This window comes from Scytonema sp. NUACC21 (genome assembly GCF_054684315.1).
The window spans coordinates 538,417-556,969 of sequence record NZ_BAAFZH010000109.1; the positions used below are offsets into that span (position 1 = coordinate 538,417).

At 40.8% G+C, this 18,553-nt stretch carries 16 protein-coding genes and 1 tRNA gene; 9 read left to right on the forward strand and 8 right to left on the reverse strand.

All coding sequences use genetic code 11. From position 1 onward, the window contains the following. Positions 1–447: 447 nt before the first annotated feature. Positions 448–519 (reverse strand) — tRNA-Gln (locus tag ACYRY3_RS44485). Between the two features lie 401 nt (positions 520–920). Between ACYRY3_RS44485 and ACYRY3_RS44490 the strand changes: the two genes are divergently transcribed. The 9 genes from ACYRY3_RS44490 (at position 921) to ACYRY3_RS44530 (ending at position 10,402) form a co-directional block, all read left to right on the forward strand. Further along, a complete protein-coding gene (locus ACYRY3_RS44490) occupies positions 921–1,241 on the forward strand; it encodes a hypothetical protein (protein WP_460208243.1) in 321 nt (106 codons plus the stop codon). A 711-nt stretch (positions 1,242–1,952) separates the two neighbouring features. Further along, complete coding sequence (locus ACYRY3_RS44495; protein WP_460208244.1) at positions 1,953–2,267, forward strand: PqqD family protein; 315 nt, start codon at positions 1,953–1,955, stop codon at positions 2,265–2,267. After that, positions 2,251–2,703 (forward strand): lasso peptide biosynthesis B2 protein, encoded by a 453-nt coding sequence (locus ACYRY3_RS44500; protein WP_460208245.1) that lies wholly within the window; start codon positions 2,251–2,253, stop codon positions 2,701–2,703. Before ACYRY3_RS44495 ends, ACYRY3_RS44500 begins: the two co-directional genes overlap by 17 nt. Continuing rightward, on the forward strand, positions 2,700–4,730 hold the full coding sequence (locus ACYRY3_RS44505; protein ID WP_460208246.1) for a lasso peptide isopeptide bond-forming cyclase: 2,031 nt from the start codon (positions 2,700–2,702) through the stop codon (positions 4,728–4,730). The genes ACYRY3_RS44500 and ACYRY3_RS44505 overlap by 4 nt, the downstream gene beginning before the upstream one ends. A gap of 188 nt (positions 4,731–4,918) precedes the next feature. Then, positions 4,919–5,122, forward strand: a complete 204-nt coding sequence (locus tag ACYRY3_RS44510) for a lasso peptide (RefSeq protein ID WP_460208247.1) — start codon at positions 4,919–4,921, stop codon at positions 5,120–5,122. Between the two features lie 177 nt (positions 5,123–5,299). Then, positions 5,300–6,220: a serine kinase gene (locus tag ACYRY3_RS44515; protein ID WP_460208248.1), complete on the forward strand. Its 921-nt coding sequence runs from the start codon at positions 5,300–5,302 to the stop codon at positions 6,218–6,220. Between the two features lie 28 nt (positions 6,221–6,248). Next, on the forward strand, positions 6,249–8,087 hold the full coding sequence (locus ACYRY3_RS44520; protein ID WP_460208249.1) for an ABC transporter ATP-binding protein: 1,839 nt from the start codon (positions 6,249–6,251) through the stop codon (positions 8,085–8,087). A gap of 130 nt (positions 8,088–8,217) precedes the next feature. Further along, positions 8,218–9,006, forward strand: a complete 789-nt coding sequence (locus ACYRY3_RS44525; protein ID WP_460208250.1) for an FkbM family methyltransferase — start codon at positions 8,218–8,220, stop codon at positions 9,004–9,006. A 136-nt stretch (positions 9,007–9,142) separates the two neighbouring features. After that, entirely contained in the window at positions 9,143–10,402 is a 1,260-nt protein-coding gene (locus ACYRY3_RS44530; protein WP_460208251.1) for a nucleotidyltransferase domain-containing protein, read from the forward strand. Here the strand turns inward: ACYRY3_RS44530 and ACYRY3_RS44535 are convergent. The 7 genes from ACYRY3_RS44535 to ACYRY3_RS44565 all read right to left on the reverse strand — a co-directional run bounded on the left by ACYRY3_RS44535 (position 10,367) and on the right by ACYRY3_RS44565 (position 18,067). Next, entirely contained in the window at positions 10,367–11,548 is a 1,182-nt protein-coding gene (locus tag ACYRY3_RS44535; RefSeq protein ID WP_460208252.1) for a glycosyltransferase family 4 protein, read from the reverse strand. The two genes, ACYRY3_RS44530 and ACYRY3_RS44535, sit on opposite strands and share 36 nt — an antisense overlap. A gap of 41 nt (positions 11,549–11,589) precedes the next feature. Next, the gene (locus tag ACYRY3_RS44540) at positions 11,590–12,726 is read right to left on the reverse strand and encodes a hypothetical protein (RefSeq protein ID WP_460208253.1); all 1,137 of its coding nucleotides are present in this window, start codon (positions 12,724–12,726) and stop codon (positions 11,590–11,592) included. A gap of 477 nt (positions 12,727–13,203) precedes the next feature. After that, entirely contained in the window at positions 13,204–14,100 is an 897-nt protein-coding gene (locus tag ACYRY3_RS44545; RefSeq protein WP_460208254.1) for a phytanoyl-CoA dioxygenase family protein, read from the reverse strand. Positions 14,101–14,205: 105 nt separating this feature from the next. Continuing rightward, positions 14,206–15,432 carry a glycosyltransferase family 4 protein gene (locus ACYRY3_RS44550; RefSeq protein ID WP_460208255.1) on the reverse strand — a complete coding sequence of 409 codons (1,227 nt, stop codon included), beginning with the start codon at positions 15,430–15,432 and terminating at the stop codon, positions 14,206–14,208. Positions 15,433–15,462: 30 nt separating this feature from the next. Next, the gene (locus ACYRY3_RS44555) at positions 15,463–16,596 is read right to left on the reverse strand and encodes a glycosyltransferase (RefSeq protein ID WP_460208256.1); all 1,134 of its coding nucleotides are present in this window, start codon (positions 16,594–16,596) and stop codon (positions 15,463–15,465) included. A gap of 118 nt (positions 16,597–16,714) precedes the next feature. Further along, on the reverse strand, positions 16,715–17,854 hold the full coding sequence (locus tag ACYRY3_RS44560; RefSeq protein WP_460208257.1) for a glycosyltransferase family 2 protein: 1,140 nt from the start codon (positions 17,852–17,854) through the stop codon (positions 16,715–16,717). Positions 17,855–17,863: 9 nt separating this feature from the next. Further along, positions 17,864–18,067: a hypothetical protein gene (locus ACYRY3_RS44565; protein ID WP_460208258.1), complete on the reverse strand. Its 204-nt coding sequence runs from the start codon at positions 18,065–18,067 to the stop codon at positions 17,864–17,866. Positions 18,068–18,553: the final 486 nt, after the last annotated feature.

The window sequence follows — 18,553 nt, forward strand, 5'->3', positions numbered from 1 at the left end:
GATGGTATTGGAGGGATGCACTCTATAGATACAGTAGCATTACACAGGAAAAATTGGTTAATGAATTCTTACTTGTAGTACAAAATATGAAAGATTCCATATCGCAAACACGCTCGCACTATAAAATATGCTCCGTCCATGAAAATCATAGGGTGTGAGTGCTGAAACAGGCTCAGCACGGTAGTTGCTTGGCTCTAGGAACTGTTGAAATACGTAGTTACACTCAATCCCCCAAAATGAGTACGTGTTAAGTCCTACTTTGTCACCAATTATATCGATCAAATAAACTTTCTAGCTTACCAGTAATTTTCCGGATAAATCTCAGTCCTCATGATTTCTTTTCCTAATCTTTACTATCAGCTAAAGTCTTCATCATCCACAAAATTCACAACAAGTGGGAATATCAAAAAAGTTAAGGGTAGGTTGACTAACCTACCCTCTAATATACTGGGGCGCTAGGATTCGAACCTAGGGATGGCGGGACCAAAACCCGCTGCCTTACCACTTGGCTACGCCCCATTGCTTGACACTATTTAATATAGCAGTGAGCCCTAGGGTAGTGTCAAGTAGGTTCAAAAGATTTTTTTAGCAAACTTTAACAACTCAGTTTATTGGGTACTCACTTAGGTAGGTTTAAACATTTGGGGCCTACAGCCAAATTCACCCGTTGAGACTGGTTATGGCGTCTTCGGTCAGCGAGTATGGCGGGTTGTTTAAAGTCAATTCGTCATCAGGGTATGTTTTAATTAGGTCGGCAGAAAGAAAATTAGTTATGTTAAGGGCTGTAAAAATAGCTACAACCCTTACAAATGACTCATGACTTTTGACCAAGGACGACCAAAACCCGTTAACTTTACTTGTACCAACCTACTCACTTAAGTTTAACCTTTATTATCAACATTATTTTTTCTCAAAAACTTATGTCTTTTATCAGGTCAGGCATTAACTTCAATACCATTGCTTTGTCGCTAACTAATTTTCTCTCAAATAAATTAAAACGGCATAAGAATAAAACTTATGATTATACTAAGTATGTTTGCGGTCGTGACTATGTATTTGAGTTAGCAGATAACCTGACGCAAGGTTACATGACAGGGCAAGGTAAAGGTATTCAACCAGGCGATTACATCATTTTACATGACGGCTCTAACTCCGAGCGATATCAGGTTGAAGCTATTGATTACTATTCTGAACCACCCGATATGTGGATCGCTTTACTTCAAAAAGTTATGATTGACTAACAATCAAGCTAAGTTAAGTAAGTTGGTGTGAGTAAACATAACTTGGTGTTAGGGCTGATAGTGGTTAGTGGTTAGCGTGCTTGCTTTCTTGTAAATGCAAGGAGTTGCTGTAGATGACTGGTACGTAGCACGAGGAAGCTTAAATGCAAACCAAAGAACGAAGTTATGAGAAACTTTAATAACGAACAATCAAAGTTTTGTGACTGGGAAATCCTAACAAAGCTAGATATTCTATAAGGTTTTTTAAATCTCCTTGATAGGAAAACATAATTTGCCTAAATCTCAATTACATTTTTACGTTTCCTTAATATAAATATGTTGTTTTTATAAATTTACTCAGAATGTGAGATAATTTACCTAGCTAGTACTAGAATGAGAATTAATTCAAAAAGCATCTCCAAATCTAAAACATAGGGATTGCTGTTTCAGGCAGAGTCTACCAATTTACCAGGCAAAATATAGCTAGCACCGTTTCCATGTGAAGATGCATAGAAAGAAACCCACCATCCCAGCCTTGGCTGTATAGATGGTGTTTGTGGTAATCGTTATGGAGCTAAAAAGCAATGGCTTCATATAAGTATTGCAAGCATTGGAAATAATTTGTTAATGGATAAAATTTTGTAAAAATTTACGAGAAAGAGGTTTGTTGTAAAAAGCTCAACAAGCTCAGAGGAAAAAAGTATTGAATCCAGAAAGGAAATTCCCAAGATTATGGCACCAAAATCACTGGACTGTAAAATCTTAGAGTCTTCTATGGTGGTAGCGACTGGAGAGCAAATCTCTTCGGCTCTCGGTGACGAAGCAGTGATTCTTAACCTCAAGACTGGAACATACCACGGATTGAATCAAGTGGGAGCACTGGTTTGGAATTTAATTCAGCAACCCAAGGCTGTGAAAGATATTCAACAAACACTTTTAGAAGAGTACGAAGTTAAACCTGAAGTTTGTATTTTGGATCTCTTGGGATTATTGAACGATTTGAAAGTCGCAGGGCTAATTGAGGTTAAGGATGATACGTCTGAGTAGCTTTTTTAGACTTTCTAGAGAAGAGCGCAATCTTTTAGCGATCGCCGTAATTTTATTAGGGTCAATGAGGATAGGGCTATGGCTCTTAGAATTTCGCATATTACTTAAAATTCTGAAAAAGATTAATGGTGCAAAATTCCTTATCCCGATCGACCCTACAAACCTAGTATCTGTCGGCAAGATTGTTTGGGCTGTTAACGTAGCAAGTAGGTATATGCCATTTGGTGTTAAGTGTCTGGCGCGTGCTTTGACTGCCCAAGCCCTGATGAACCGTTACGGTTACTCCTCTGAACTTCGTATAGGCGTTGCCAAAGGTGAAGGAGGAAAACTGGAAGCTCACGCTTGGATTGAGTATCAGGGACGAGTTGCAATTGGTAACTTAATAGACCTCTCCCGATTTACGCCGCTGCCATCCCTGGAAGGAGTCAAACTATGAGCGGCATCACGGGTATTTACTACCTTGAGAGTCATCCTGTCGATCGCCAAAAGTTAGCGCGAATGGTTGATACCTTAGCGCATCGCGGTCCCGATGGTGCAAACTTTTGGGTCGATGGGTCTGTAGGTTTGGGACACCGGATGCTGTGGACGACTCCAGAATCTCTATTAGAAAAACTGCCACTGGTTAACCAAAGAGGCGATTTGGTAATAACTGCTGATGCTCGAATTGACAACCGGGATGAACTGATTTCTCAGTTAGAGCTTGATAACAGTTTGCCTGAAAAGATCGCTGATAGTGAATTGATATTAACAGCTTACGAAAAATGGGGTCAACAGTGTCCAAAACATCTTTTAGGGGACTTTGCCTTCGTCATTTGGGATGGACGAAATCAAGTACTCTTTTGCGCTCGAGATCCTATGGGCGTGAAACCCTTTTACTATCACTATCAAGTTGGTCGAATTTTCACTTTTGGTTCTGAAATTAAAGCAATCCTTTGCCTGACAGAAGTACCGCGTCGGCTTAACGAGATAAAAGTTGGCGAGTATCTGGCATCGATACTCCAAGACAAATCCAATACTTTTTATCAAGACATCTTCCGTCTCCCGCCAGCTAGCTATATGACATTGAGTGCTAGGGGAATGTCCATTCACTCTTACTGGACACTTGACCCTACAACGGAGTTACGGTTGAGTTCCGACGAGGAATATGCTGAGAGATTGCGTGAAATATTTGCCGAGGCGGTGCGATGTCGCCTGCGTAGCGCCTTTCCAATTGGTTCCCATCTGAGTGGTGGGTTAGACTCCTCTTCTGTCACCTGCATGGCACGACAGATCTTAATGCAAGAAAGTAACAGTCGCCAGTTGCACACTTTCTCAAGTATCTTTAATACAGTTGCTGAATGCGATGAACGCCCCTTCATTCAGGTTGTACTCGACCAAGGTGGCATGATTCCCCATTACGTCCATGCCGATCGACAGGGTCCGTTATCCAACTTAGAGCAAATTTTCCAATACTACGATGATGCCATTCCTGCTCCTACCCATTTTTTGCTGTGGGATTTGAACCGTGCTGCTTATAAGGAGGGAATTCGGGTTGTCTTAGATGGCTTTGATGGTGATAATACAATCTCTCACGGAGATGGTTATTTAACTGAGTTGGTGCGGAAAGGACGGTGGGCAGAGTTTGCTCAAGAAGTTGGCGAAGTTTATAAACTCGGTCTTTCACCGTTCCATTATCTTCAACAACACGGTTTAACATTTTTAGAAGAACTAGCGAAGGCTTGGAGATGGGTTGATTTCACCAGAGAAGCCAATCAGCTGTTGAGACACTTCAATATTTCACGACAACAGCTTTTTCTACAACACGGGTTAAAACCTTTGTTACCTCAGCCCGTACTGTCAGCTTGGCGACTGTTACGAGGGCAAAAGCAATCCCTCAATAGTAAATACTCGATTATTAGGCGTAGCTTTGCCAAGCAAATAGCGCTGAAAAAACGCATCCAGACTCTAACAGGTTTTCAATCCAGCCAGCCCCTTACTGAACGAGAAAGACACTGGAATGGTCTCAATGCAGGTGTGCTAACCCATGGGCTAGAAGTATCAGACCATTATGCTGCAGCCTTTTCCTTAGAACTCCGCCACCCATATATGGATAAACGGTTGATAGAGTTTTGCCTGTCTCTACCTCCCGAGCAAAAGTTTAACAAAGGGTGGTCTCGCCTTGTGATGCGACGTGCTATGAACAATGTTTTACCAGAGCAAGTTCAATGGCGTCGTGGAAAAAGCGATATGAGTGCCAGTTTTGTCTGCGGACTTTTGGTACTTAACCGAGAAGTGTTAGACGAAGTGATGCAAAATTATTTGAACAGCATCACTGAATACGTCAATACAAAAGACGTACATAAAATCTATAAAGAATTAATATCTACAAGCGATATTAAGCCCCCTGAAAGCTTAATAGACGTATCCCTTTGGCAAGTGGCGATGTTTGCTCTTTGGCTGCATCACGCTCAGCTAAAGCGGTAGAAGCCAAATGAGATGAGATGGATTTGGGATTGAGAAAGCTTACATTTAGATTGTTTTTAGCATTTCAAACTACCTATACTGTCTATCGCAATTTGGTCTGAGCTCCATTATGAGTTTTGATATTGAAGATGGTTATATTCACCATCACTCTCGTAAAATCGCAGGTAACAAAAGGAAGTAAAAACGCCATGAAAAAGGTTTACGAAGCACCAAAACTACTCAACCACGGCAGTATCAGCGAAATTACAGCTTTAACCGGAGGATCTACTAGAACAGACTTTTTGTTTGGGGCAAATGGTCAACCAACTGGCATAACCGATCAGGGTTCATTTGACGCTTGTATTATTCGACCTGGAGCACCAACTCCAGGTACAAAGTGTAAACTCGACTAAACTATTAACATTTCAACAAGGTAGACTTTAGGAAAAGCTAGAATCTACCTTGTTGAAACTAGCGCTCAACGTCCAAGCGACTCTGAGTTTACCTTCCTTCGTTCTAAGGAATGGCTATCAACCAGCCATTCCTGTAAAATCATTCCCCATTTATTCCAACCGAAAGGTTATCTAGAAGTGTTTGCTTACTTTGCATACAATCTTTGTATTCACTCTGAACTGCCTTTTCCTGAATTGGTGTCCTGTGAGGCGATGCCAGAAGTTAGTAAAAAGCTACCAGATGTGATAATTTCCTTCCGCAAGATTAGCAATTTAGAGGTTGAGGCAGCTGATGGAGAGAATCGGTTGCTAGGGTTTATAGACAACCCACAAGTAGGTAGATTTTTAGTAGAGTTTGGAACCAAGATTGTTGTCGAAGCAGCACCAGGAATTGAACAGGATCTTCTTCGCCCTTGTATTTTAGGACCACTCTTTGCTGTACTGCTTCGACAACGCGGGTTGCTGGTTCTACATGCCAGTAGCGTTGTCATTGATGGTAGGGCTGTGGCATTTTTGGGTCAATCAGGATGGGGGAAGTCAACCCTGGCTAATGCTTTCTACAACCAAGGATACATACTCCTTACCGATGACGTAATGGCAGTCCAAGTCGAAGCCCAGTATCCGATTACCTTTCCCAGCTACCCTTATGTCAGATTGTTACCAGATTCTGCCGCCTCTTTTGGCTATGACTTTAAATCATTAGCTTTAATTCACACTGGGGCAGCAAAACGGAATAATCATCTGAACCGAGGATTTCTGCAAACACCCGTACCACTCAAGCAGATATACGTGCTGGAAAATGTTGGATGCTCCCGAAATGAAATAGAAAATTTCCAACCTCAAGAAGCGCTTGTAGAACTCATACGTCACTCACGGGCTACTAATATACTCACAACTCAAAGCTTTGTGAGTTCTCATCTAGTTCAATGTACAGAACTTCTCAAAAAGGTTTCTGTCTCTCGTTTGAGACGGCAAAAATCCTTAGCTGCACTTCTCAATATCGTGAAACTTGTAGAGGAAGACCTTGCTCAAACTGCACTTGTATCACGATCTACCTGAAAAAATTGCGTTGTAAGGTAATAAAGTCTTGGCTGTCAAGTTAAACCGCGCTATAAGTCAACTATCTTATTTGCCCCAGACTTTTGTGTTAGTTTGGGCTGCATCTCGCCACTGGACTGTAGCCTGGATGGTTCTGCTAGTGGTTCAAGGATTGCTACCTGCGGCAATAGTCCACTTAACGCGGATATTTGTGAACAGCTTGGTTGCTGTTATCGGTGCTGGTATTTCCTGGGAAACAATTCAAGTCGTTCTCATTCCAGCAAGCTTGATAGCAGGCTTGTCGCTGTTTGCAGAGTTTCTACAAAGTGCTGGGGAATGGATTCGCACAGCTCAGTCAGAATTGGTACAAGACTACATTAGTGGTTTGGTTCATTCCCAGTCTATGGCTATCGATTTGGGTTGTTATGAGTCCTCGGAGTATCACGACCACTTGAATCGGGCACGTAGCGGTGCAGGCAGTCGTTCTCTTGCTTTATTAGAAAACACGGGTAGCCTGCTGCAAAATAGCGTTACCCTTTTAACGATGGCGGCAGTTTTACTCCCTTATGGTGTCTGGCTACCCTTCTTTTTATTGTTCAGTACCCTGCCAGCCCTATACGTTGTACTGCGTCTTAATAAAGACTATCATCGCTGGTGGCGGCAAACAACTATCGATCGCCGTTGGCTTGACTACTATGAAGTACTGCTGACTGAAAGTACTTGGGCAGCTGAAATGCGCTTATTTAACCTAGGAGACTTTTTTCAGTCAGCTTACCGTAGCTTGCGCTATAGATTGCGTAATGAGAATTTGAAGTTAGTCAGACAACAGAATTTAGGTCGTCTTGCGGCTGGATTGTTGACTCTGTTAATTTCTGGTGCTGCTATTATCTGGATGGGTCGCCAAGCCCTACTGGGAATTATTACTTTGGGTGACCTAGCCCTCTTTTACCAAGCCTTTAATCAAGGTCAGGGGTTAATGAGGTCTGCCCTGGGAAACTTGGGGCAAATTTATAGAAATAGCTTATTTGTCAGCGATCTATTCGAGTTTTTGCAAATCCAACCCAAAGTTGTAGACCCACCACAGCCACTGCCTGTTCCTGAGAAACTTACACGGGGAATTCGTTTTCGTCAGGTTAGCTTCCGCTATCCAGGTAGCGATCGCGCCATCCTAGAAAATTTTAACCTGACAATTCCGGCTGGCAAAATTGCTGCCATTGTCGGGGATAACGGTGCTGGTAAAAGCACACTGATCAAACTCCTGTGCCGTTTTTACGACCCCGAGACGGGTAGTGTTGAAATAGACACAAAAGATATCCGGCATTTTTCAGTTCAGGAACTCCGACGCCAAATTACAGTTTTGTTTCAGATGCCAATTCCTTACTACGTAACTGCTGCCCAGAATATCGGCTTGGGTGATTTATCTGCTACTGCTAGTATGGCTGAGATTGAGGCTTCTGCTGAAGCTGCCGGAGTTCATGAAACCATTATGCGTCTACCTCAAGGTTATGATTCCATGTTGGGGAAATGGTTTCCTGGTGGGAACGATCTGAGTGGTGGAGAATGGCAACGGCTTGCCCTTGCACGATCTTTTTTTAGAAAAGCCCAAATTATTATTCTGGATGAACCAACCAGCGCTATGGACCCTTGGGCCGAGCACGATTGGCTGAGGAGATTCCGTAAGTTGGCACAAGAGCGTACTGCCATTGTCATTACTCACCGCTTCACTTTAGCAATGCAGGCAGACATCATTTACGTTATGCGAGCCGGTCGGATTGTAGAGTCAGGAAACCACGATGAATTGCTAGCGCTGGGCGGTCTTTACGCTAAGTCCTGGCAAGACCAAATGCAAACGAGCGCCCGTGATATTTCTGAAAGCAAAGTGGTTTAAAATTTTGGGCTGTCCCGAACTCAATTTATTGACATTGTAACACTAATTAAATAACGCCAGTTTTAGTAAATTTATTAATCTTATGCAACAATTAAACAAGCCTACCCTTTTCAATCTACTCGGAAAACAAATGGCTAAACCTCTCAGCCAACTGATTTTGAGTAATCCCCTCAAAACGAAAATCCGAGTGGTGGAAGCTTATATTGCGTTTCTTCAAGGCAAAGGTGCTGGCACGGGATGGGATCTTCTTGAAGAGGTTAAAGCAGCAAAGAATTTTATCTATCGAGAGCAACCTATAATATTTGACATCGGTGCTAATAAGGGAGTATGGTCAAAGTACTTACTGCAGTTAATTCCTACCTCAAAGATTTACTTGTTTGAACCTTCCAAAGGGTGTCAAGAAGAGATCCGTAAACTGAACTTACCAAATACACTTCTCTTGCCCTTAGCGGTAGGTCAGAAAAAATCTCAGGGAATTTTATACTCTCCTTCCCCCACTGCGGGCATCGCTTCGCTTCACAAGAGGCGTGATAGTTATTTTCAGCAGGAGACATTTAGTGAATTTGAAGTTTCTATCACTACAATCGACGATGTTGTTAGAGAATACTCTATCGATTTTGTCGATTTTATGAAGATGGATATAGAAGGAAATGAGTTTGATGCTTTGAAGGGCGCTTCTCAGACGCTCCTTGACAAAAAGATTGGAGCATTTTCTTTTGAATTTGGTTCGGGAAATATTAATTCCAGAACTTTTTTTCATGACTTTTGGGATTTACTCAATCAGAACTCCTATAAAATCTATCGAATTACACCAGGAGGTCAGCTATTAGACATCAACGAATATTATGAAGATTTAGAATATTTTCGAGGTGTTTCTAACTATTTGGCAATCCTTAAACAACACCCGTATGCTACATAATAAGTAGCAGCAAGTTGCTAGTAACAAAGAGTCTCTAGGGTGGATAATAGCCACCATATTGAGGTCTACAGGGTCAGGGAGAGATGGAAAAGTACATTTCTCTCTGAATACTAATAAACTTTTTTACTGTACAAAAATGAAAACATTATCTCAACCCTGTATCGAAAATCAAGATATTAAACATGGACGCGAAGTTGAGTTACTTCTTTGTTGCGCTCGCACTTGTCTATCTCCCTCAACTGTTGAGCGCACCAAAGTTTTACTTGAACAAGATATCGATTGGGAATATCTTCTGAAAACCGCGTATTGCCATAAAGTTTTACCCCTGTTGGCTTTAAATTTGATGAAATATCCGCAAGCTGTTCCTGTAGATACTCTCGAGCGCTTGCGGCAGTATTATTACATTAATGCTCAACATAACCTTACCTTAGGGAGTAAACTGATTCAGCTTCTAGATATTTTTGAGAAGAATGGAATTTCCGTGATTCCTTTTAAGGGTCCTGTCTTGGCTGCTTGCATTTATGGAGATATTGCGCGGCGAGAGTTTGGCGATTTAGATTTTTTAGTTCACAGGGAAGATTTTCTCAAAACTAAAGAACTTTTGACTGCTCGAGGGTACCAGCCCTATGCTAGTAGTAATGAAAAGGAGGCAAGTTATCTTAGGTCTCTAACCTTACAACAACAGGAAGCATACTTGCGCTCTCATTGGGAATTACATCTTGTAAACCAGCGCGATCGCGTTACCATAGATGTTCACCAAGGTATATTGCCAAAGCAATTCTCTTTTTTATATAATACCGAGTGGATGTGGAAAGACACTCAGCTCATCTCTTTTACTAGTCGGCAAATTCTCAGCTTTTCCCCAGAGGATTTAATCTTAGTTCTCTGCTCCCAAGGAGGTAAAGATTCTTGGCAATGGCTCAATCGAATTTGTGACTTAGCTGAAGTTATCCGTGCTTGTCGAGATGTAAATTGGGAGAAGATTTGGGAACGGGCTAGCAAACTCAGGATGAGGAGAATGCTGTTACTTGGTTTGTCACTAGCCCATGAACTTCTAGATGCAGTGCTTCCGGAAATAATGATAGAAAAGATAAAAGCTGACCCATCGATAAAAGTTTTTTCTTTACAGGTTTCTTTACAACTTTTTAACCAAGCTGAAAACTCGGTTACAAACTACAAATTTAAAAATTTATTCTTTCATCTTAAGTTAATAGAACATCCTATTGACAAAGTAGGTTACTGCTACGAACATATGATTGTCCCAACAGTTGCAGACAAGGCATTTTTACGGTTACCTAAGTTTTTCTCATTTCTATATTATTTACTCCGTCCTATCCGTTTAATCACAATGTATCTACTATCACAGCTTGGTAACTTGCTGATAAATTTCCATTAACTGCTTGTAATTAGCTTCTGGTGTGTATTTAGCTTCGTAAGTGCAGCGAGCATTCGTGCCCATTGCATTTATTGTATCAGGATTAGCGATCGCCCAATTTATCTTAGTTGCCAAATCTAGTGAATTCCCAGCTTCAAAATGCAGACCTGTGATTCCATCAGAGACAATTTCTGCCATACTCCCTAATTTGGGAGCTACCACAGGTAAACTGCAAGCAAACGCCTCTGCTATTGTCAACGGAAAGCCCTCATACCAAATTGAGGGGAAAACTAGAAATTGGGAATTATACATGAGTTCCAGCACAGTCGCTTTACTCTGCCGCCCTAAAAATGCGATTGCTTCCCCAAGCCCTCTGTTGTGTACCTGTTGGTGCAGTGCTTCAGCCATTGGACCTTCACCGACAATTTTTAGCGGTATACTGATATTACCTTGTGCATAAGCATCTATTAGCGTTGCCAAACCTTTCTCCTCAGAAAGTCTACCCACGAACAGCGCGTAGTTTTTCGACTTGCTCGATTGAGAAGGGGAGTCAGGAGATAAAACAAAATTGGGTTTGATACAAATTTTTTCTTCTGGCAACCCCGCCTGAACCATCTTAGCTTTGTGGAACTTAGTCAGGGCAATGTAAGCATCCACTCGGTTTTGCCAAGTGCCACGTAATGAGTGAACCGTCAGCATTGTTGCCACAGCAGCGCTTTGTAGTCGTGAACCACGATAACACCCGTTGACTACACCAGACCACGGTACAGCTTTGTTAATGCAGTCTTCACAAATTTTCCCATCTCGGAACAGCATTGCTTTTGGGCATCCCAAGCGGTAGTTATGAAGGGTTTGTACGACTGGTATGTTTGCATCTCGGCAAGGATCGTACAACGCCGGAGAAAGAAGAGGAAAAAAGTTATGAACGTGAACTACATCTGGACGGAAATCAGAAATTTTTTCTGCAATCTGTTTTCTTGATGTGGATGAATAAACAGCAGAAAATGCGGCTGTTAATTTACCTTGAATTCCCACAATGCTATCGTTATCAAGTTCCCACAGCAGAACGTCATTTCCATAAGACTTTAACAGCGTACATTCAGCCTGTACAACGGCATCTTCACCTCCTGCATATTTATAGCGGTTATGAGCAATCAGAATTTTCATAGGATTTATGGTAAGAATTTTAGAAAAACTTTTGATATAACCTAAAAATAAGGCTTTTCTAGGAAGGATTTTTGTTCAAAAAAATAGTCCTGCCTCTGTTGTTGCAATTTTTTAGTCTGATGAGCTTGATATTTTTGCCATTGTAGGCCAATGAGACTAGTCACAAAAATCATAAAAGCTGGTTCTTCCATCCAAGAAAATATGACACCAGAAACCATAATGGTTATTAGGAAAAATTTTGAAGTTTTATCTACACAAATATATTTCCAAACTAAAAACCAGAGAAAGAGATATATTCCCAGACCCAAAAAACCCAAATCTCCCCATATCCCTGCCCAGGAAAATAATAAAGAGTACATACTAGAGCCAGTATAACTATTAGACCAGTAATAGCTTTCTTGGGCAAGAAATACTTTCGGAAAAACGTCAGTGTAAGTAACACCTAATGGTTGCAAAAGATTTAAGTAATCTGGAATTAACCATCCTAGACGGCTAGTGGTATGACCGGGACCAAGGCCAAACAACCAATTTAAATCTGATTTGAAGAAGGAGATAATAATAGAAAATACAGAGAGTTTATATCTCGAAGCGTCCGTGACCACCGCCATATCTGATATATAACGGATTCCAGAGTACAGGCTGTTGATGATTTGAAGTACTATAAAAGTAACTGGAAGAGCAATTAGCAAGTACAGTAGTGCTTTCCAAACCTCCTTTAACTGTGTCAGAATCAAAATAAACCAGGATACAATAAATGCAAATATAACCTGTTTGACATCAGCAAAAAGAACATTTCCAAGGCATAACACAAACATTAGTATACGAAACCATAACGAACGAACTCCAGAAGCAAGAAGGAAATAAATACCAAAAGTGAGGGCAACATCGCCTCCTACATGGTGTCCTGCTCCCATGTTTAGAAAAATTCCCTTGACATCATCCGGATCGCCTGTATTAATAATAAATTTTTGAAAATATACAAAAATTAGATGAATATAAACAAATCTAAATACCCAATTTTGAAATCTTTTAATACTGGATTCAGGAAGTTTTGTACTGGTAATTGCTATCAAAAATATAAAAGGTTCGCCTAGCATCAAAAAGTTGAGCACGACATTGATAACACCTGCTCGATTGATTAGGGCGCTTATTATGCTTATTGTCAGGAGAACTGTCATTCCCAACAGTATATTTACAGCAATTTTACTACGAATTCTGGGAACTATCCATATAAGTAGAAATAAGGCAAAACCAAAATGCAAAAAGTTAACAATTGATGGAAATTTTATTGCTGTAAGAACACGCGGGAACATGACAGAAGCAAGAAATAGCACAATTATGCTAGAGCGTTTGATAATTCCCTCTTGAGATGATGTTCCTAAAGTCATTCATTTTACCTAGTGTTTCATCACATTGATTCTGATGATTTAATATAGTTTGTAGTCAGGGATTGCTTGGCTTGAAAAAGGAAAGACAGCCCTTACTACAAACTTTTACGTCTGTTCTACTACTAGTTAACCAGCTTATAGCAGTTCTCAATGAAGCTGCACATTATTTTTACCCCTCCTAACCTCCCCTTAATAAGGGGAGGTGCTGCAGGCGGTGGGGTTCTTTCTATGCATCTTCATGTAGAAACGGTATTATACTCAATATACTTATTGAAGTAATGCTTGAAAACGACGGAGTGTTTTTAGTAACAAAGGAGAATTGTAAATACGAACCTTAAAGCCAAATTTCAGTAAATTGAGAAAAGAGTAATCTGGTTGGTTTCTATAAAAATTCACTCCTTGATAATTTTTATATTTTATGAATTCTTTTGTTGTAAAAAGATTGCCAAACTTATATTCTGACGGAATGTAATGACCCGTCAATGATTTTCTTGAAAAGCTGGGGTCGAGAGTTGGTAAAGAACCATGAATAGTCCTTGAATTCCAAAATAAAACATCTCCCTTATTTAATTCAGGAGCTTTAATTTCATTTGTTCTGGCATCAACATAGCTTCTCATTCTCTTCAACCATTCTGAATGGCTCAGATTGGCAGTATCACTATGAAGATTAATGTTGGTAGATGTTGGAATTACATAAAATCTACCTGCTCTCTCATCAATGTCCTCTAAAGCAATCCAAGCACCAACTAAATTACCATTAGGTACGGTATCCAAGTACCACCAGTCTTGATGAGGTGGTGTTTCTGTATTGGCATCAAACAACATTGTTTGCATTAAATTAAACGACTCACTGTTTGTTAGTTGTTTGAGTGCATTTTGTATTTCTTTACTACAATATATATCTCTTGCTAGTGCGCTGAATTCTGGAAACTTTCGATAATCGTGGATATCCAAAAATGATTGCTTAACATAGCCAAAATCGTTGAGCTTGTTAGGCTCATAGGCATTAGTATTCTGACGAAAAAAAGGATATTTTGAAGGAACAAGATCTCTGGTATAAACTTTTACTAGCCTATCAATTAAAGCTTCAGGAATTAGATTTTTGAAAACAACATATCCGTTGGTCTGGTAGTAGTCTTTAACGCTCATTTCTTGAGTTTGCATTTTCAACTTCCTCCTAAACAAATTTTGGTTTTTTGAAGAAGAATGACAAATAGTGTTTTCAATAGACAAAAATACAAATCATGTGCTGACTTTGTCATTTTGTTATCAAACATTGTTGAAAAGTTCTTGATAAGACAAACTGAGGTGTTGTCCCTTAGCTTTCCAACTAAAAGGTTCAATTCTGACTTTTCTTTTCGCTGCTTGTCCCATCTGCCATCGCAGTTCTGAGTCTTTTGATAAACGAACCATAGCATCGGCTATATCTTGCACTGCCTGTTCTGGTGTGTGTGCGGGAACTTTTACCCCTGTTTCTTCACTCACAAGCATTGCTGGTCCTCCTAAGTCCAGACAAATTACTGTACGCCCAGCTGCCATCATTTCCAGGCATACCCATCCTCCAGACTCGTGAATACTGGGGTGAACCAGGACATGAGACTCTTGCATTTTGCGTAATGTTTCGCTGCGCGGTAAACCTCCCCAAAAATGGACTTTTTCTGCAATACCTAACTCTTGTGCTATGACTTCTAGACGTTGTCGTTCTGGTCCGTCACCTACAATCCAATACTCAGCTTTTTCTATTTTGGCGAGGGCAAACGCTTTAAGACCAAGATGAAATCCCTTCCAATGTAAAAGGCGACCAATGCTAATAAACTTTACTGATTCAGTTTTAGGCATCTCGTATTGTGCAAGATGCTCAATTTCTTCCTCAGGTAAACCAACATTAGAAAAGACTTGAATGTTTTTGACTGCCAGCCCTTGAAGCCTATCTGCCGTTTCCTTGGTTGTTGCTAACGCTAGAGCAGTTTTCTTGGCAGTCAAACGAACCAGTGGGTCTCTCTCACTGATAAATTGAACTATGTCCCGCACTGTTTCGTAAATCTTGCCACGAAAACTAAAATCTTTCAAAAAAGTTTTTGGTGTAAATTCTCCACCGCCAACTGGTCCTAAAACAAAGGGGATAGGAAGAAGTACAAGTAGGCTAAACCCCCAATACCTTCCATAAGTTACGTGTTGGGCAAAGTCTAAGTGAATTTGGCGATGCAGGCGTTGAGCAACAAAGTATGCCCAAATTTGCCAAAGGTAATAATGAAGCTGAATCCCCCGGTTATTTTTTTTCCAGTCATTAGTCCAACCAAAAGGATCGAAGTATATAAAGTGGAGATTGGGCACTGGGTTAGAACTGAGTTCTGCTTCGATCGCTGCCTGATGAGCAATTCGCGTCAGTACCCAAACCTCATGATACCTAGCTACCTCTCGAACTATATTCCAGCCAATACCGGGCTCCGATCCTGTTTTTGGTTCACAGGCATAGGCGGACATAAGGATTTTCATTGGAAAAATCTCTCCTCGGGCAAAATCACTTTAGACGGTTTGCAAAAAAGATAGCCACTGTTTGGCAATTGCCTCTGGCTGAAAAGCTTGAGCACGCTGTTTGCTCACTTCAATTAAATGCGATCGCCAACTTTCAGAACTGAGTACTTTCTGGATAGCGTCAGCCAGCGCTTGCACATCATCTATAGGTACTAAATTCCCGTATTTGCCATCCTCTAAAATGCTACGAGGACCACCACCAATGGCATCGGTAGAGATAACGGGTACCCCACACGCCATCGCCTCCACAAGCGCCAGACAAAACGCTTCATCTAGAGATGACATAACAAAGAGATCGGATTTGGCGATGTGACTCCACGGGTTAGCTACATAACCAGGTAAGCTAACATCTTCCTGCAAACCCAGTTTGGCAATCAATTCCTCCAAGTTTGTTCTTTCTGTACCCTCTCCCAAAATAATCAGCTTGACTTTAAACTGCTTTCGGATGATAGCAAGGGCTTCCAACAGTAAAGAATAGTTTTTACGCTTTGCCAAACGACCAAGGCTAATAATTACCGGGCTGTCCTTGTGCTGGAGCCAAGGATGTTCTGGTTCTGCTTGGCTATACTGAAAAAATTTATCTGTATCGACAGGATTGGGGATGACGGCTACACGATTCCGAGGGATGGGAATACGATCTTGTTTAAGGATATCAAGAACGCCTTGGCTGACAGTCGTTAAACCATGAGTTGTCGGATACAAAAGCCGTGCTAACCAAGGCATGATTTGCATCCGCAGGTCGTGTTTGTGGTCAATTGCAACATCTGAGGTCAAAGTATCTCCCTGATAAACCACAAATTTTGTCTTGCGCTGACCTGCCAATAGCCATCCTATAATCGCAGGAATACAAATAATTGTAGGCATGGCAATTAAGACATCTGGCTTGACCGTTCTCAAAAATCGGGATAAGGCAATGGGAGATGTTATGGATCGCGTCACTCCTAGTGGCACTAATTTCACGCCTTCTGGAAAAGTCACTTCCTCTGCTGGTCCGTTGGCAAGGTATAAGACGTATAACTCTCTAAGTCCTAACTTCCAAAAACCTTTAATTAGAGCTGCTGTCAGGTTTGCGAATGCTCCGCCGTCTAAGCCCCAGATGAAGATAGCAATTGATTTCTGAGTCATCTATTGTCCTTTATGAAATTCTCAAACGAAATTGGCGGGGTTTGATACGCTTTGTATATGACAAAGAAAATAACTGGCTCGCGTAATATTTCTTAACGATTTGTTTGAACATAGATGTCTATCTTTTAAATTTAAATAATGCAAGTGCTCCCCGCTGAATGAACCGGGCTAGACGTTTAAGTTCACTTTCGCGGGATATCTGATAGAAGACCGCAAAAAACAAAGGATTTGGCAGGTTCGCGCCCCATTGCAGTAAGAATTTCAAAGGCTTGTAAACAAAAGTTTGGTGAAACTTTGGATGCGCCACAAGTTGCCGGTGAATTTCCCGGATTTCTGATTTGGGTGTTCCTTTAAAACGAGCTAGCAAGTAGAGATTGTGATAATGCCAAGCGTTGGCTTCCAATCCTGCTAGCCTTTGTGCCACCTCTGGACCATAAATTTTTTTGAGAAACTGTTTCTGCTCCTGGTGTACTCGCTTTGCAGTTTCGTGCTCCCGTTCTAAAATGTTGGCTGTTAGGGAGGTAAAACTTGTCAGATTTGCACCGTGTAAGCGAAACTTGCTCAGTACTTCTGATACAGACCCTATTTCAGTGACAAACGGGGCAAGACGGAAAATCAGACTGTCAGCATTGCGTGTAAATGCTTCGTTCATCGGGAAGATTAATTGAGCTACTTCACGTCGGATGCTTAGTGCAGACGCGGGTGGGATACGATCGACGTACCCACCATTGTCCAATGCGGATAATGCCATCCAGCCTGATGCCAAGTTTTGCACCATAGGAGTCGGTTTAATCAGCTCTCCTTGACCATCAATTTGAAAGACATCGTGAATAATAAATCCACTTTTTGGTTGAGATTGAAATGCGGCGACGGTTTTCTCTAGTTTGTTAGACATCCACACATCATCCGCATCTAACAAACACAAAATTTCACCACTGCTGTGTCTGTAAACTGTATTTAATGCCGAAGCCACACCACCATTCGGTTGGCGTATGAGCTTGATTCTAGAGTCTTTTTGAACATACCTTTCGATAACTTCACACGAATTGTCTTTGGAACCGTCATCACAAACTATCACCTCAAAATGAGGGTAAGTCTGAGAAAGTGTACTTTCCAAAGTCTCTTCGATATACCTTTCATAATTGTAGTTTGCAATCAATACCGACACCAAAGGGTTTTTCGGTAGTTGGGGCAGTTCAATTGGTCGTAATTGTTCAATTTGCAGTTCTTGCATAAACTCATCCTTAACTTTGTGCATGGCGTAATCTTAAACTGCACTATGTTTGCGATACTTACTAAGAACTTCTGGCACAGGCGCAATTACGGTTACCAACGGCGCTAAGTGACAAATAAGAGTCTCCCCAATGTACTTTGCGTAGTTGTAGTTAGCAATTAGTATTGAGAATAGAGGCTTTTCGGGTAGTTGAAGAAGTTTTATTGGTTGTAGCTGTTCGGTTTGCAGTTCTTGCATCCACTCATACCTCTAACTAGATAGGGCTGCTGTAAGGTGTGCTTAATACTTACATCATCGGCTAATCACACGCGATACCAGAAAGTATATTCTCTCTACATTTGCTTGCGTAGCAACTTTTGAGAACCTACTTAGTAGTTTTCCCTAGAAGATTCTGTCATATTCTTTCGGCAAATTGGCACATATTCCGGATTTTTTTATTAAAAGATGTACTATTAAACGTTATAAAATTTATATAAAATTACTGGAATACTTATAGAACAAAGCTTTGAGACAAATAAGACATTAAGAAATATTTTATAAGCTCTGTAAGTAATTTGTAAATTTTTAATTTTTTTCCGGACATTGCCTTTATGGGTTTGAATAATATACGCTACTTTTTCAAATAAATTTAATTATTAAAAATCAACAGACATTTGGTTTATGCCTCACTTATAAGTAAGGTGAGAAGAAGTATCAAAATAACCTCCTAAGTAAAAATGAGGT